Annotated in this window: 10 protein-coding genes and 1 riboswitch; of the genes, 4 read left to right on the plus strand and 6 right to left on the minus strand. The window is 71.4% G+C overall.

From position 1 onward, the window contains the following. Positions 1 to 1,080, minus strand: coding sequence for a C40 family peptidase (locus tag GWK25_RS04645; RefSeq protein ID WP_215448604.1), 1,080 nt, complete (start codon positions 1,078 to 1,080; stop codon positions 1 to 3). Between the two features lie 483 nt (positions 1,081 to 1,563). On the opposite strand from GWK25_RS04645, the gene GWK25_RS04650 reads away from it, so the two are divergent. Beyond that, positions 1,564 to 1,917 (plus strand): hypothetical protein, encoded by a 354-nt coding sequence (locus GWK25_RS04650; protein ID WP_215448605.1) that lies wholly within the window; start codon positions 1,564 to 1,566, stop codon positions 1,915 to 1,917. Positions 1,918 to 1,956: 39 nt separating this feature from the next. On the opposite strand, the gene GWK25_RS04655 is transcribed toward GWK25_RS04650, so the two are convergent. Beyond that, the gene (locus GWK25_RS04655; protein ID WP_215448606.1) at positions 1,957 to 3,150 is read right to left on the minus strand and encodes a C40 family peptidase; all 1,194 of its coding nucleotides are present in this window, start codon (positions 3,148 to 3,150) and stop codon (positions 1,957 to 1,959) included. An 8-nt stretch (positions 3,151 to 3,158) separates the two neighbouring features. Then, a riboswitch (cyclic di-AMP (ydaO/yuaA leader) is annotated at positions 3,159 to 3,331 on the minus strand. A gap of 241 nt (positions 3,332 to 3,572) precedes the next feature. Between GWK25_RS04655 and pcrA the strand changes: the two genes are divergently transcribed. Then, the gene (pcrA, locus tag GWK25_RS04660; RefSeq protein ID WP_215448607.1) at positions 3,573 to 6,089 is read left to right on the plus strand and encodes a DNA helicase PcrA; all 2,517 of its coding nucleotides are present in this window, start codon (positions 3,573 to 3,575) and stop codon (positions 6,087 to 6,089) included. A 102-nt stretch (positions 6,090 to 6,191) separates the two neighbouring features. On the opposite strand, the gene GWK25_RS04665 is transcribed toward pcrA, so the two are convergent. Both GWK25_RS04665 and GWK25_RS04670 read right to left on the minus strand, forming a co-directional pair. Continuing rightward, entirely contained in the window at positions 6,192 to 7,799 is a 1,608-nt protein-coding gene (locus GWK25_RS04665; RefSeq protein WP_308404172.1) for a M23 family metallopeptidase, read from the minus strand. Between the two features lie 415 nt (positions 7,800 to 8,214). Further along, positions 8,215 to 9,075 (minus strand): triacylglycerol lipase, encoded by an 861-nt coding sequence (locus GWK25_RS04670; RefSeq protein ID WP_215448609.1) that lies wholly within the window; start codon positions 9,073 to 9,075, stop codon positions 8,215 to 8,217. Positions 9,076 to 9,724: 649 nt separating this feature from the next. Here GWK25_RS04670 and GWK25_RS04675 point away from each other — a divergent pair. After that, positions 9,725 to 10,141, plus strand: coding sequence for a cobalamin B12-binding domain-containing protein (locus GWK25_RS04675; protein WP_215457200.1), 417 nt, complete (start codon positions 9,725 to 9,727; stop codon positions 10,139 to 10,141). A 264-nt stretch (positions 10,142 to 10,405) separates the two neighbouring features. Here GWK25_RS04675 and GWK25_RS04680 read toward each other — a convergent pair whose 3' ends face one another. Both GWK25_RS04680 and GWK25_RS04685 read right to left on the minus strand, forming a co-directional pair. Further along, the gene (locus GWK25_RS04680; protein WP_215457201.1) at positions 10,406 to 12,016 is read right to left on the minus strand and encodes a DUF5691 domain-containing protein; all 1,611 of its coding nucleotides are present in this window, start codon (positions 12,014 to 12,016) and stop codon (positions 10,406 to 10,408) included. A 149-nt stretch (positions 12,017 to 12,165) separates the two neighbouring features. Further along, the gene (locus tag GWK25_RS04685; RefSeq protein ID WP_215448610.1) at positions 12,166 to 13,542 is read right to left on the minus strand and encodes an SWIM zinc finger family protein; all 1,377 of its coding nucleotides are present in this window, start codon (positions 13,540 to 13,542) and stop codon (positions 12,166 to 12,168) included. A 133-nt stretch (positions 13,543 to 13,675) separates the two neighbouring features. Here GWK25_RS04685 and GWK25_RS04690 point away from each other — a divergent pair, with 133 nt between their 5' ends. Further along, entirely contained in the window at positions 13,676 to 14,842 is a 1,167-nt protein-coding gene (locus tag GWK25_RS04690; protein WP_215448611.1) for an AAA family ATPase, read from the plus strand. Positions 14,843 to 14,902: the final 60 nt, after the last annotated feature.

Raw genomic sequence — 14,902 nt, forward strand, 5'->3', positions numbered from 1 at the left:
TCAGGCCACCCGTGTCGCCCCCGCGTACGGCATCTCGTCCAGGGGCGCCACGCGTACCGGGGCCGAGGGGTTGGGGGCGTGGATCATCTGGCCGTTGCCGATGTAGATGCCCACGTGGCTGATGCCGGAGTAGAAGAAGACGAGGTCTCCGGGGCGGAGGTCGGAGCGGGCGACGCGGGGGCCGGCGTTGATCTGGGAGTAGGTGGTGCGGGGGAGGGAGACACCGGCGGCGCGGTAGGCGGCCAGGGTGAGGCCGGAGCAGTCGAAGGCGTTGGGTCCGGTGGCGCCCCAGACGTACGGGCTGCCGATCTTGGAGTAGGCGTAGGAGATGGCCGCGGCGGCGCGGGAGTTGGGGGCTTCGGCCGTGGCGGATGCGGGGGAGACCGGGCCGGTGAGGCCGCGCTGGGCCGTGGTGGAGGAACGTGAGGCATGCCCCGTGGCGCCGCTGCGGGTGTCGAAGCGTGCGCGGTCCTCGGTGGTGAGTCGGCCGAGCAGCTGACGGGCGTCGGTCAGCTTGGAGGTGACGGTTTTCTTGTGGCGTTTCAGTTCGGTCTGCCGGGTCTTGAGCGTGCCCAGTTCGACGCGGGCGGCGCCGCGCAGGCGTTCGATGTCCAGCAGTTGCTTCCGTACGCTCGCCACGTCCGCCGAGTGCCGGCTGCCGACGCGCTCGGCGAGGGCGGCGCCGTCCAGGTACTGGTCGGGATCGGCGGAGAGGGCGAGCTGCCAGGTGGGCGAGATGCCGCCGTCCCGGTACTGCGCCGCCGCCAGCGAACCGAGCTCGTCCCGGGCCGAGTTGAGCCGTTCGGTGCGGCGGGCGGCCTGGTCGCGCAGCTCCTCGAGGTTCTCCTGAGCCTTGTCGGCCTTCTCCTTCGCGCCGTTGTACTTCTCGGTGGCGACCTCGGCCTCTTGGTACAGCTTGGCCACCTTCGCCCTGACCTGCTCCGGGGTGAGCTGGGGGTCGGCGTGCCCGGTGCCGTCGAAGCCGGTCGCGGTCGCCGCGCCCGCGAGGGCGATCGTCGCGGCGGTACGAGCCGTATGGCCGCCGAGCGAGCGCTGTCTGGGCTTGCGGTGCGCTGCCACGTGGAGTCCACGTCCTCTCCGTACGACCGCCGTCCGCAGTACGAACATCGTCTGTCCGTACGGACCGCCTGGGGGTAGCGGTTACGCGTCCGGCGGCGGCCCGCACAGGGGGAGCGGGACGCCGCCGGACCTTTCTCGGCGGTGGTGGCCGACTGCCGCCCCTGGCCCGGGCGGCGGTGGGGAGCCGGTCACCTGAGGGAGGACGCTAAACCTGACTGTGACGGCTCGGTAACGCGTTGTACGGAAGTGGCGCGCACCGACTGTGAGGTGACCGTATGTGACCGGGATCGGGGCTCGGCGCCGCCGACTTCACGCTGTGCGATGACCGATGCGGCGATTTCGGACCGGGCGGGGGCGTCTCGGTGCTATGGAGCGCATATATGCAAGGGCGTCCGAGGGTGCCGGTCGAGAGGGCCGGTCGAGGGTTCCGGTCCGGCCGCCCCGGTGCCCGAGGGGTCTCGGGCACCTCATTAGGCTCCGCGCATGGACGTACTCATCCACATCCTCGTCGCCCTCCATATCATCGGCATCGCCTCCCTCCTGGGTGGCTTCCTCACCCAGACGAAGGCGATGAGCCAGGGCGCCGCCCGCTTCGTCCCCGCCATGCTGCACGGCGCCCTCACGATGCTCGTCACCGGCGCCCTCCTCGTCGGCCTCAACCAGGCCGACGACCAGCCCGTCGACAACATCAAGATCGGCGTCAAGCTCGCGCTGCTGATCGTGATCCTCGGCCTGGTCTACGTGAAGCGCGACGAGGAGCGGGTGGAGAAGCCGCTCTTCGCCCTGGTGGGCGCGCTGACCACCGCCAACGTCTTCATCGCGGTGCTCTGGACCTGAGGCGAGCCACGCGGTGAGGCATCCGGGGGCGAGCCCCGGTCACGCGGGCCGCACCACGCTGTGGATCGAGGACTCGCCGTCGTAGAAGACCGACTCCTCGCGGACGTACGTACCCGGCTTGGGAGCGTGGATCATCATGCCGTTGCCGATGTAGATGCCGACGTGGCCGATGTTGTCGTAGAAGAAGACGAGGTCGCCCGGCCTGGCGTCGGCGAGGGGGACGGTGGTGCCCGCCTCGACCTGGTCGTAGGTGGTGCGCGGGAGGTCGACGCCGGCGGCCTTCCAGGCGGCCTGGGTGAGGCCGGAGCAGTCGTAGGAGCCGGGGCCGGTGGCGCCCCACACGTACGGCTTGCCGATCTGCGCGCGGGCGAAGGCCAGGACCTTGGTCGCCTTCGCGGCGTAGGTGGAGTCCTCGACGGGGGCGGTGGTCCCGCTGGTGACGGGGGACGTCTCCGTGCCGGCGGCGGTCCCGCCCTGGGCCTCCTGGGCCCCCTGGGTGCTCGGGGCCTCCTGGCTCGCCTGCTGTGCCGCCTGCCGGCGCGCGAGTTCCTCCGCCTTGCGGTCGGCCTCCTCCCGCTCGCGCTGTTCGATCGCGGCGAGCCGGGCCTTCTCCTCGGCGGTCAGGGTGGAGAGCAGTTCGCGGGCCTCGGCGAGTTTCGCCTGGACCTTGGCCTTGCTGGTCTTGAGGGCGTTCTGCGACTCGGTGAGCTTCTCGAGGCTGTCGCTCGCCGTCCGGCGCTGCTCCGCCGCGTCGGCCTGCTCGGTGACGTACGCGTCGACGGCCTGCTTCTGGCGGTCCGTCAGCCGGTCCATCAGCTGGTTCTGGTCGAAGTAGTCCTGCGGGTTGTCCGCGAGGAGCAGCGAGGCCTGGTCCGGGGCGGACGCGCCGTTGCGGTACTGGGCCGCGGCGAACGATCCCAGTTCCTCCCGCGCCTCGTTCAGCTTCTCCGTGCGCTTGGCGACGTCGTCGAGGAGGGTGTCGACCTTCTTCTTCTGCTTGGTCGTCCTCTCCTTGGCCGCGTTGTAGTTCTCGGTCGCCGACCCGGCCTGGCGGTAGAGGTCGTCGACCTTCTTCTCGACTTCCTCCAGGCTCGGCCTGTCGTCGTCGGAGGGCGCGGCCGTGGCCGTCTGGGAGAGCAGGGCCACGGAGGTGAGGGCGGCCGTGGCGAGAGCGGGGGTGCGTATGCCCGCGCGCGTCCGGCCGGTCGGACGCGGCTTGCGGTGCGGCGCCATGGTGCGGCGTCTCCTTCCGTAGTCCGCCTACCGAGTTAGCTGTCGGGTTCGGGCGCAAGCTTCGGAAGGTTTGCCCTACGACCCTTGCCGCGAGCGGCGGTCGGGTCGATTCACCCCAGAGGTCGGTGGGTCCCCGGCTCCGGCGCCGCGGGAGGCGTACCGGACTCGGCGGAGGCCGTGCGGCCCGGCGACGTTCGCCGGTTGTGTCGTACGGCCCAAGAGAAGAAGCTAGCCAACTCGTGGGTCCCGTGTGAAGGTTGATGTTCGATATGCCCGATACGTTTTCGTGACCTTAGCCTCGGGCGCGCGACAGGCGGTACGCTCGATCGCTCACCGTCGTGAGGTGAGCGCGGTGAGTGGTGGGTGCGGACTTCCCGGGGCGGCCCCTCGCTGTCAGTGGGGGCGCCTAGACTCGGAGAGCGATGAGCAGCCTCTTTGACGACAGCTTCCTGGCGGACCTCCAGGCCCCTCGCGGCCATGCGGAGGAGCCCCCGCCGCCGCCCGAGGACGATCACGTACCGGAGCCGCTTCCGGACGATCTGTTCGGCGGGAAGTTCGACGTGCCACCGGACCGGGACGAGTACTACCGGGGCGGTGCCCCCCGCCCGGCGCTCGACGCGGCGGCTCTCCTGGACGGGCTCAACGAGAACCAGCGCGCGGCCGTGGTGCACGCCGGGTCCCCTCTGCTCATCGTCGCCGGCGCGGGTTCCGGCAAGACCCGGGTGCTCACCCACCGCATCGCCCATCTGCTCGGTGAGCGGCATGTCCACCCGGGCCAGATCCTCGCGATCACCTTCACCAACAAGGCCGCCGGTGAGATGAAGGAGCGCGTCGAGCAGCTCGTCGGCCCGCGCGCGAACGCGATGTGGGTCATGACCTTCCACAGCGCGTGCGTCAGGATCCTGCGGCGCGAGTCGAAGAAGCTCGGCTTCACGTCCTCCTTCTCGATCTACGACGCCGCCGACAGCAAGCGGCTGATGGCACTCGTCTGCCGTGATCTGGACCTCGACCCGAAGCGCTTCCCGCCGAAGTCCTTCAGCGCCAAGATCTCGAACCTGAAGAACGAGCTGATCGACGAGGAGGACTTCGCCGCCCAGGCCGCCGACGGCTTCGAGAAGACCCTCGCCCAGGCCTACGCGCTCTACCAGTCCCGCCTCCGCGAGGCGAACGCGCTCGACTTCGACGACCTGATCATGACGACGGTCAATCTGCTGCGCGCCTTCCCGGACGTCGCCGAGCACTACCGCCGTCGCTTCCGTCATGTCCTCGTCGATGAGTACCAGGACACCAACCACGCCCAGTACGCCCTGGTCAGAGAGCTGGTCGGCACCTCCGAGCACCCGGTGGACGTGCCGCCGGCCGAGTGGGACGTGCCGCCCGCGGAGCTCTGCGTCGTGGGTGACGCGGACCAGTCGATCTACGCCTTCCGCGGCGCGACCATCCGCAACATCCTCCAGTTCGAGGAGGACTACCCGGACGCGACGACGATCCTGCTGGAGCAGAACTACCGCTCCACACAGACGATCCTCTCCGCGGCCAACGCGGTCATCGAGCGCAACGAGTCCCGCCGCCCGAAGAACCTGTGGACCAACGCGGGCGCCGGTGCGCAGATCACCGGCTACGTCGCCGACACCGAGCACGACGAGGCCCAGTTCGTCGCCGACGAGATAGACCGACTGACGGACGCGGGCCACGCGAAGGCCGGCGACGTCGCCGTCTTCTACCGGACGAACGCCCAGTCCCGTGTCTTCGAAGAGGTGTTCATCCGCGTCGGCCTGCCCTACAAGGTCGTCGGCGGCGTCCGCTTCTACGAGCGCAAGGAGGTCCGGGACGTCCTCGCGTATCTGCGTGTCCTCGCCAACCCCGAGGACTCCGTCCCCTTGCGCCGCATCCTCAACGTGCCAAAACGCGGCATCGGCGACCGTGCCGAGGCGATGATCGACGCCCTCTCCCAGCGCGAGAAGATCAGCTTCCCGCAGGCCCTGAAGCGCGTGGACGAGGCGTACGGCATGGCGGCCCGGTCGACCAACGCGGTCAAGCGGTTCAACACGTTGATGGAGGACCTGCGGACCGTCGTGGAGTCCGGCGCCGGACCGGCGACCGTCCTGGAAGCCGTCCTCGAACGCACGGGCTACCTGGCCGAGTTGCAGGCCTCCACCGACCAGCAGGACGAGACCCGTATCGAGAACCTCCAGGAACTCGCCGCGGTCGCCCTGGAGTTCGAGCAGGAGGCCGGTGCCGCGGAGGGCGAGACCGAGGGCGGTGCGGCGGGTACGACCTCCGCCGGGCTCGCCGACTTCCTGGAGCGGGTGGCGCTGGTCGCCGACTCCGACCAGATCCCCGACGAGGAGGAGGACGGCTCGGGCGTCATCACGCTCATGACCCTCCACACCGCCAAGGGCCTGGAGTTCCCGGTGGTCTTCCTCACCGGCATGGAGGACGGCGTCTTCCCGCACATGCGCGCCCTCGGCCAGACCAAGGAACTGGAGGAGGAGCGCCGCCTCGCGTACGTCGGCATCACCCGCGCACGTGAACGGCTCTACCTCACCCGGTCGACGTTGCGCAGCGCCTGGGGACAGCCCTCGTACAACCCGCCGTCCCGGTTCCTGGAGGAGATCCCGGCCACCCATCTGGAGTGGAAGCGCACGGGCGCCTCCGCGCCGGTGTCCTCGGGTCCGGCCGCCGGCATCGCGGCGTCGCTGTCGTCCTCCCGCTCGCGTTCCTCGGCCCGCGGCGCGTCCGGCTTCGCGACCCGCCGCGGCGACGAGAAGCCGGTGGTCTCCCTCGCCGTGGGCGACCGTGTCACGCACGACCAGTTCGGTCTCGGCACGGTCGTCGGCGTCGGGGGCTCGGGAGCGAACGCGGAGGCGACGATCGACTTCGGTGACACCAAGCCGAAGCGGCTGCTGCTGCGGTACGCGCCGGTGGAGAAGCTGTAGCGGACGCGCCCCGGCGCCGTGCGCAACGAAACACCGGGCCCCTGCTCAGCAGGGGCCCGGTGTTTTCGTGTCGGTGCGCGCCATGCGCGTGACGGCTGACTCTTACGTCGGGTCCAGCCCGTGGCTGCGCAGCCACGGCAGCGGGTCGATGGCGGAGCCGCCCGCCGGGTGGACCTCGAAGTGCAGGTGCGGGCCGGTCGAGTTGCCCGAGTTGCCCGAGTAGGCGATGGTGTCGCCGGCCTTGACGGTCGTACCGGAGGCGACCTTGTAGGTGGAGAGGTGGCAGTACCAGGTCTCGGTGCCGTCCTTGGCTGTCACGATGACCATGTTGCCGTAGGCGCTGTTCCACTGGGTGCGCACGGTACCGTCGGTCGCGGCCATCACCGGGGTGCCGTACGAGACGGGGAAGTCTATGCCGGTGTGCAGGGACATCCAGTTGACGCCGGACTGTCCGTAGTACGCGCTGAGGCCGCGCTCGGCGACAGGGAGCGCGAACTTCGGCCGCAGGCGCTCCTTGCGGGCCGCCTCCGCGGCGGCCTTCTTCTGCTCCAGCTCCTGCTGGGCCTTGAGGTCGATGCGCTCCTGCGTCCGGCTGGCCCGGTCGGCGAAGTCGTCGGCCTCGGCGGAAAGGCTCTCCAGCTGGGTGTCGAGCTGGTTGTTGGCGGTGGACGGTTTCACCGCGGTGGCGTCCGACTTGACCGACGCCGTCGTCTCCGTGTCGTCCGACGTGGCGCCGACCGAGGCCGCCGCGATCCCCGCGACCCCCATGACACAGGCCGACGGAACGGCCACGGTCAGCAGGGCGGAACGTTTGGCCGGAGGCTTCCGGCGCGACCGTGAGGCCGCGCGGGTGGCCGCGCGTCCGGGGCCCGCGCTTCTGGTGGCCGCCGTGGTGACCTCTTCCTCGCCGTCGAGGAGTGCCGCGCGGTCCGCGCCGTCGGTCTCGAACTCGCCGTCCGCCGAGGGGTGTTCGTCCTGGTCGTACGGGGCGATCTGCTCGAAGGTGGCGGTCGCCTGCTGGTGGAAGTCCGTGGCCTCGGCCGACAGGTCCACCACGACGGTCTGCGGGTGTTCGTGCGCTTCGTACGACTCGGGGGCGCCGTCGGAGTGTTCGTAGGACTCGGCCGCGCCGCCACCGTGCTCGTCGCCGACGGGTGTGCCGTCGCTGTTCCACTGGGTGGCGTCGAAGGCGCCCGTGTCGAAGTGCTGGGTGCCGATCCACTGCTGGGTCTGGCCGCTCTGCCCCAACTGGTCCGCGTCGTCGGACTGTTCGGTCTGCAGCCAGCCGCTCGCGTCCCACTGGCCGCTCGTGTCGGGGCCCGTCGGCTGCGTCGGCACCTGGGAGAGGTGTTCGTAACCGGACGACCAGGACGTCGTGTCGTAACTGCCCGTGTCGTACGCGGCCTGGTGCTGCGCGGCGTACGGGTCGTAGTTCAGCGTCTGGTGGCTGCCGGTCGACCACTGGGTGGCGTCGTAGGAGCCGGTGCCGCTGTCGTTGCCCGGCATGTCGCCGAAGAGGGGGTCGACCGCGAAGGTGCCCGTCGCGTTCGCGTGGGAGCCGGTTTCAAAACCGGTGGCGGGGTAATCGGCGTACGTGGTGAAGTCGCCGTAGCCGGCTTCCTGGTGGCCGTACGACGCGTAGTGCGCCGGGTCGGCTTCAGAAGCCGCAGTCGGGGGTGTTGCGGTCCCCGACGGGTGACGATCGTTCACCAACTTCTCTTTCGCCTCGACGACAGGGGCTGGCAGAGCAGTGCGGTGACTGTACCCGGCGGTATGCGGGCGCGACAATCTTCAACGGGTTTCACGCGCGCAGGAAACGGGCATTCGAGCGTCTTTCGGCGGTCTATGGGCACGACTTTGGCCTGGCGTTCGAAAGTTGTTCGATAGTCGACCGTCGTGTGCGGCATGCGGGACGCCCGCGAGAACCGGGGTGAGACGTTTCTCAGGGTGGCCGCGGGTTCGGTGTGGGGCGCGTAGTTGCCGTCGGGAGGGGTGTCGTGAGTCGGGCGCGTGGTGGGGGCGCGTGGGCGTGCGCCGCGTTTACCGCCTTACGTCCGCGTTTGGTCGCCCTGTGGCGAGCGTCACTGGCCCTGTCGCCGCGTTTTCGTCCGGTGGTCGGCGTGGTTCACGCCACCGTCAGGCCGCCGGGGCGGGCGGCGGCGCGGGCGCCCGTCCGCGAGGTGTCGAGGGCCTCCCGGATGCCGTTCGCGACGGCGGGGTGCACGGGCAGGGCGAGATGGCCGATCCCGGTGACCCTGATGTTCTGCGCCATCAGGTCCGGATGATCGACGCAGGCGCTCTCCACCGGTGCCATCACATGGTCGAAATCGCTCCAGAACGCCACGAAATGAGTGCGGCAGCCCGGTGCCGGCTCCCGTAGTTCCTCCAGCACGTCCGAACCGGGCCGCATCTGCCGGACGATCGGATGGGCGTCCGCCAGCGGCACCGCCCGGGTGCCGCCGTGCGGGGTCCCCAGCGTGACGAGCGTACGGACACGGTGATCACCGCCGAGGCGCTGCACGTAGTACCGGGCTATCAGTCCACCCAGGCTGTGGCCGACGACGTCCACCTGCTCCTGGCCCGTGCGCTCGCAGATCTCCTCGATGCGCCGGCCGAACAACTCGGCGGCGGCGCGGATGTCGCAGGTGAGGGGTGAGTAGTTGAGCGACTCGAGGTGCCGGGCGCCGGCCCCCGCGAGGGAGCGGCGCAGCAGGACGAAGACCGAGCGGTTGTCGATGAAGCCGTGCAGCAGAACGACCGGGGGCTTTTCCTGCATGGGGAGCCGGGGCGCGTCGGGCGGGGGGAGCGTGGGCACGGCCCGCCGCTCCTGCGTCATCCCGGACGGATAGAGCAGCAGATGTCCCGCGAGGATCGCCAACTCCAGGGCGGTCGCCTTGAGAAGGGCCACGGACAGGCCGGCCAGCCGGGTCGGCAGGAAGCGCTCACAGAGCGGAACAAGGGGCGCGACCGCCCTGGTGACCTTCATGCCCGACCTCCCGTCGCACACGGGCGGACGGCTCTGTCCCCCGTGTGCCTAGTGGAGAGACCGGTGGTGCGGGCGGCGGACGGCGGGTGCGATGCGACGTGACGCGGTGCGTGTGGAGCGCGCATGCGTGACGTGCGGTGCGTGTGCGACGTGTGAGGCGCCGACCACGCGACGAGGGGTCCTGCTGCTCCTGACTCCCCGCTGCTCTGCCCTCTGCCGTCCGCCGGTGCCGATCCGTCCTCCACCCTGGCCTCCCGCGGGCGGTGGGTCGGTGCGGCCCCTTCCGGCGACTCTCCTTGCGCACGCCTCCCCGTGGCGCGCACGCCACGGGAGCCTCCGGCCTGCGGCCCGGAAACGGTCCGGCAGCCGCGATCACCTCCGTGATCACCTCGGTCCCCGCGACGCGTGAGCCGCGGAATCCGGGAGCAGTGCGCGGCGAACGTGTCCCACCGTGTGATTTCCCCCTCGCTCTCCACCGCGAAACTGCCGGTTGCGGGATCCTGGAGATAACGTTCGTTCACTTCCCCGGTGTGCGGTGTGGGTAGGTGTTTCATGGACCTGGGACCGTGACGTGCGCGGTTCGCCCGGTTCGTGCGGTGCTCCAGGCCGTTCCGTCATGGGTTGGTGCAGTCGTTTCATGGAGGCAGTGATGGGTGTGGCAGCCGGTCCGATCCGCGTGGTGGTGGCCAAGCCGGGACTCGACGGCCACGATCGCGGGGCCAAGGTGATCGCGCGGGCGCTGCGGGACGCCGGTATGGAAGTCATCTACACCGGCCTCCACCAGACTCCCGAGCAGATCGTCGACACCGCCATCCAGGAGGACGCCGACGCGATCGGCCTCTCCATCCTCTCCGGTGCCCACAACACGCTCTTCGTGGCCGTCATCGAACTCCTCAAGGAGCGTGACGCCGAAGACATCCTCGTCTTCGGCGGCGGCATCATCCCCGAGGCGGACATCGCGCCGCTCAAGGACAAGGGAGTGGCCGAGATCTTCACGCCGGGGGCGACGACGGCGTCGATCGTGGAGTGGGTGCGGGCGAACGTGCGGCAGCCTGCGGGGGCTTGAGCGGTCGAGTCGGGGCCGGGTGGGGTGCGTCGGCGGGTACGGCCCGGTGGGGCTTCCCGCGCAGTTCCCCGCGCCCCTGAAAGACCAGGCCCTGCGGGCCTGATGGACGACACGGCGGCCGGAAGACGACGGGGTGGCTGGCTGAATAGCACGGGGCGCAGCCCCTGCTATTCAGGGGCGCGGGGAACTGCGCGATCAGCCCCCACGCGCCCGCACCCGACGGCGCACCGGCACCCGACCACGCACCCCCCGGCGCCCACCCCCTCACGCACCCCCCGGCGGCGCCAGCTCCGTTGCCATCGTCGCTCGTAGGCGCAACGTCGTCGTCAGCCGCTGGAAGGCCTCGGCCCAGTACCCCCCGGCCCCCGGCGCCGCGTCCTCGGCGTCCTCCGGAGTGGCCGTCAACGGTTCGAGACGCACCGCTTCCGCCGGGGCCAGGCACCGCTCGGCCAGCCCCATCACCCCACTGAAGCTCCAGGGATAACTCCCGGCGTCCCGAGCGATGTTGAGCGCGTCCACCACGGCCCGCCCCAGCGGCGGCGCCCACGGCACCGCGCACACCCCGAGCAACTGGAAAGCCTCCGACAAACCGTGCGTGGCGATGAACCCCGCCACCCACTCGGCCCGCTCCCCGCCGTCCAAGGTCGCCAGCAGCTTCGCCCGCTCGGCCAGCGACACCGCGCCCGGCCCGCCGGCCTCCGGCGCGGACGGCGCCCCCAGCAGCGCCCGCGACCACCCGGGATCCCGCTGCCGCACAGCCGCCCGGCACCACGCCCCGTGCAACTCGCCCTGCCAGTCGTCCGCGACCGGCAACGCCACGATCTCCTCCGGCGTACGCCCCCCGAACCGCGGCGACCAGGCCCCGAGCGGGGCAGCCTCCACCAGCTGGCCCAGCCACCACGACCGTTCACCACGGCCGGCCGGTGCCTTGGGCAGCACACCGTCGCGCTCCATGCCCGGGTCGCACTCGTGCGGGGCCTCGACCACGATCGTGGGCGCCCCGGAGGCCGTCGACGCGCTGCCGGTGTGGTCGACGGCCACACACGCGGTCGCCCGCTTCGCCATCCGCCGCGCGAGCGCCGAGTCCGGCAGCGCGGACAGCAACTCCGCCGCCGTGGCACGGACGTTCCGGCTGCGGTCGGCCAACGCGGCCTCCAGGAACGGCTCGTCCGCCGCCTCCAGCCCCGTACGGAGCGTGTCGAGGAACATGAGCCGGTCCTCGGCCCGCTCCGTCGACCATGTGGACGACAGCACCTCGCGTGCCGAGGCGGCGTCCCGGGCCCGTATCGCCGTGAGCAGGGCGACACGTTCCGCGAAAAGGCCCTCCTGCCAGAGCTGTCGGACCCGTTCGGGCTCGTCCGGGCCGGGCAGGGCCGCGCCACCACCGGGCGCCGCACGCAGCGCGAAACGCCAGTCAGGGTTGAGCCGGGCCAGCCACAGCGCCCGCGCGCCCGCGAAGGCGAGCACGGCGGGACGCAGATCCGTACGGCCGCGGGCCGCGTCCAGCAGGGCGGGCAGGACCTGCGGAGGTGCCGCGTAACCGTAGGCGTTGGCCAGCGCCAGCCACTGGGGGAGGAGTTCCATCAGGTCGGGTGCCGCGCCCCGGCGCCCACCACCGGTGCCGGGCCGGTCGGTCAGCAGCGTCGTCAGCCGCCGCGTCGCGGCCGGTGGCAGGGGCGGACGCGGGTCCGATGTCGCCGGTTCGGGTCGCGCCGCCGCTCGCACCGGCCGTATCCCCGCCCTGCGCCGGACGGTCGCCACGGCCGCCGCGTCCAGCAACGCGACCGGCGCGTCCCTGCCCGGCACCGCCCCCGGAGGCGTACGCCGGTCCGTCCCGAGCAACGCGGTGGTGACCAGCTCCTCCCAGGCGAGCATCGCCGTGGTCGGCGTGGTCGGCGTAGGGGAGGGAGCGTCGCCTGTGGTGCCGCTCATGCGGGGTCCTTCCGTGCGCTGACGGTGAGATGAAGCCGGAGGGGCGTAAGGGGGCCGGGGGAGAGGTGAGGCGGTCAGTCCCCCGGCTCGACTCAACACAGTGCCACCGCCTGCCCGGTGGGGCCCTGGGCGTCCTCTCGCTCGGCTGCCCAGGCCGTCAGTGGTGTGAAGCCGTGGTGCCCGCACTCGCCGAACACCGTGACGGGTGCCCCGCCGGAGAGGGCCATGAGGCGCCAGAGGCCGGGGCGGGAGCGGGCTGAGGACGTGAGCGGGAGGGCGAGCTCGCTGTCGGCGTCGATCAGTTGCCAGGAGTCGCCGTCCGGGGCGGGTACGACGCGGGTGAGTGTGACCGGGTACGAGTCGAGCCAGGGGTCGTCCTGGAGGGCAGCGCCGTACCGTGCTGCCGCCTCGGACGGGGTGATGCCCGGGGGGCGTACGGACGAGGGCTCGGGCGCCGTGAAGCGCTCGCCCAGCGCCGCGCGCAGCTGTCCCGTACCCGGATACGCCGCGACCTCCGCCTCGAAGGCCAGCCCCACCGGGAGCGACAGCTCGGGGGCGCGGCCGGCGGCTCCGTAGGAGAGGAGCAGTGCCGTACGGCCCGACCCGGTGCCGTACAGCCAGATGCGGCGGGTGGTGAGGCGGGAGTCGGAGGTGTCGTACTGGGCGAGAGTGAGCCAGTGGTCGCGGACCGGTGGGCCGTCCGGGGAGCCGGACAGGCCGATCCGGGAGCGGACCGTGGCCGCGAGGCCCTCCGGGAGGTGATCGCGGCGCAACCAGCCCTGGTCCAGCAGATGGAGGAGGGCGCACTCCTCCAGGAGGCGGACGGGCCAGCCCGGACCCGAGCCCTGTATCGCACCCAACTCCCGCACCCGCGAGGCCAGTCCGGGCGCCTGGGCGTCGACCATGCGGGCCGCCGTCTCCTCCCAGAGCGCGTATCCCGCCTGTTCCGCGGCGGCCAGGCCGCCGCGGAACAGGTCGGTCAGGCGTTGTTCGAGCTCCGCCGCGCCCGCGGTGATCCGGTCGGCGCGCCGCTCGGCCCGGCGCCGCGCCGCCTCGGGGTCAGCGGACGTGGCCCCAGATGCCGCGTCCGTCCTCGTCGTCCTCTCCGCTGCGCGTGTGCGGCGGCCGGCAAGCCACTGCTGCGCCCAGTCCGGTGCCTGCCCAGGAGGCACCGCGGTGTCGTCGCCCGCCCAGAGCAGGAGCAGCCCCAGCGCATGCTTGCACGGGAACTTCCTGCTCGGACAACTGCACTTGTAGGCGGGCCCGGTGGAGTCCGCGACGTCGATCACTGTCTGATACGGCTTGCTGCCACTGCCTTTGCATAGTCCCCACACCGTCCCCTCGTCCGAAGTACCCGCCGACGACCACGGTCCGGCCACGGCGAGTTTGCTTCCGGCTTTGCGCGACGCTGCGTCAGGTGCCAATGCCAGCACCTGCTCAGCCGTCCAGCGCACCCCCTGCTGAGTCATGTTCTGAAGGTAGATCCCACCACTGACAATTGGCTTGCGCGATCCAATTTCCCCAGGTCAGACTGGATTGTCAGTGGCGTGGTGCAGTGTGGTCAGCAGATCCGAACCGGCCGAGCTGGAGGGGGACTCAGCCATGCCTGCGTCTGCTGGAACGACCACTGTCGACCCGAGCCACAACCAGTCCGCGCCCGCGAACACGCACCCGGCCGCCCGTCCGGACGGCGAGGTGCTGCGGGCGCACGCCGAGCACGCCTTCGCCCATGAACTCGCCGCGCTGGCCGCCCAGGACGACCGTCCCCGGCCGGCCCGATGGAAGCTCTCCCCGTGGGCCGTCGCCACCTATCTGCTCGGCGGGACACTGCCGGACGGCACGGTCGTCACACCGAAGTACGTCGGACCGCGCCGCATCGTCGAAGTGGCCGTCACCACGCTCGCCACCGACCGCGCGCTGCTCCTGCTGGGCGTGCCCGGCACGGCCAAGACCTGGGTGTCCGAACACCTGGCGGCGGCCGTCAGCGGCGACTCCACGCTCCTCGTGCAGGGCACGGCGGGCACCCCGGAGGAGGCGATCCGGTACGGCTGGAACTACGCGCGGCTGCTCGCCCACGGGCCGAGCCGCGACGCCCTCGTGCCCAGCCCCGTCATGCGGGCCATGGCGGAGGGCATGACGGCACGCGTCGAGGAGCTGACCCGGATCCCGGCCGACGTCCAGGACACACTGATCACCATCCTGTCCGAGAAGACGCTGCCGATACCGGAGTTGGGGCAGGAAGTGCAGGCCGTTCGCGGCTTCAACCTCATCGCCACGGCCAACGACCGCGACCGGGGCGTCAACGACCTGTCGAGCGCCCTGCGCCGCCGGTTCAACACCGTGGTGCTGCCGCTGCCGGAGAGCGCCGACGCCGAGGTCGACATCGTCTCGCGCCGCGTCGACCAGATCGGCCGGTCCCTCGACCTGCCGGCCGTGCCCGACGGCGTCGACGAGATCCGCCGAGTCGTCACGGTCTTCCGGGAACTGCGCGACGGCGTCACCACCGACGGCCGGACGAAGCTGAAGTCACCCAGCGGCACGCTGTCCACCGCCGAGGCGATCTCCGTCGTCACCAACGGACTCGCCCTCGCCGCCCACTTCGGCGACGGCGTCCTGCGCCCCTGCGACGTCGCCGCCGGCATCCTCGGCGCCGTCGTCCGCGACCCCGCCGCGGACCGTGTCATCTGGCAGGAGTACCTGGAGGCCGTCGTCCGCGAACGCGACGGCTGGACCGACTTCTACCGCGCCTGCCGGGAGGCGAGCGCGTGAGCGAGCGGGGGCAGGAAGCGCCGCCGGGCGGAACCGTCAGGGCCGATGGGGCGGGTGACG

This window comes from Streptomyces sp. ATCC 21386 (genome assembly GCF_018728545.1).
In the GTDB taxonomy this organism is placed as follows: domain Bacteria; phylum Actinomycetota; class Actinomycetes; order Streptomycetales; family Streptomycetaceae; genus Streptomyces.

Bases quoted from the DNA above. Each gene is read 5' to 3' on its own strand.
- GWK25_RS04685 (WP_215448610.1), bottom strand. From the start codon at position 13,542: ATGACTCAGCAGGGGGTGCGCTGGACGGCTGAGCAGGTGCTGGCATTG.
- GWK25_RS04650 (WP_215448605.1), top strand. From the start codon at position 1,564: ATGGACGTACTCATCCACATCCTCGTCGCCCTCCATATCATCGGCATC.
- GWK25_RS04675 (WP_215457200.1), top strand. From the start codon at position 9,725: ATGGGTGTGGCAGCCGGTCCGATCCGCGTGGTGGTGGCCAAGCCGGGA.
- pcrA (WP_215448607.1), top strand. From the start codon at position 3,573: ATGAGCAGCCTCTTTGACGACAGCTTCCTGGCGGACCTCCAGGCCCCT.
- GWK25_RS04655 (WP_215448606.1), bottom strand. From the start codon at position 3,150: ATGGCGCCGCACCGCAAGCCGCGTCCGACCGGCCGGACGCGCGCGGGC.
- GWK25_RS04690 (WP_215448611.1), top strand. From the start codon at position 13,676: ATGCCTGCGTCTGCTGGAACGACCACTGTCGACCCGAGCCACAACCAG.
- GWK25_RS04680 (WP_215457201.1), bottom strand. From the start codon at position 12,016: ATGCTCGCCTGGGAGGAGCTGGTCACCACCGCGTTGCTCGGGACGGAC.
- GWK25_RS04670 (WP_215448609.1), bottom strand. From the start codon at position 9,075: ATGAAGGTCACCAGGGCGGTCGCGCCCCTTGTTCCGCTCTGTGAGCGC.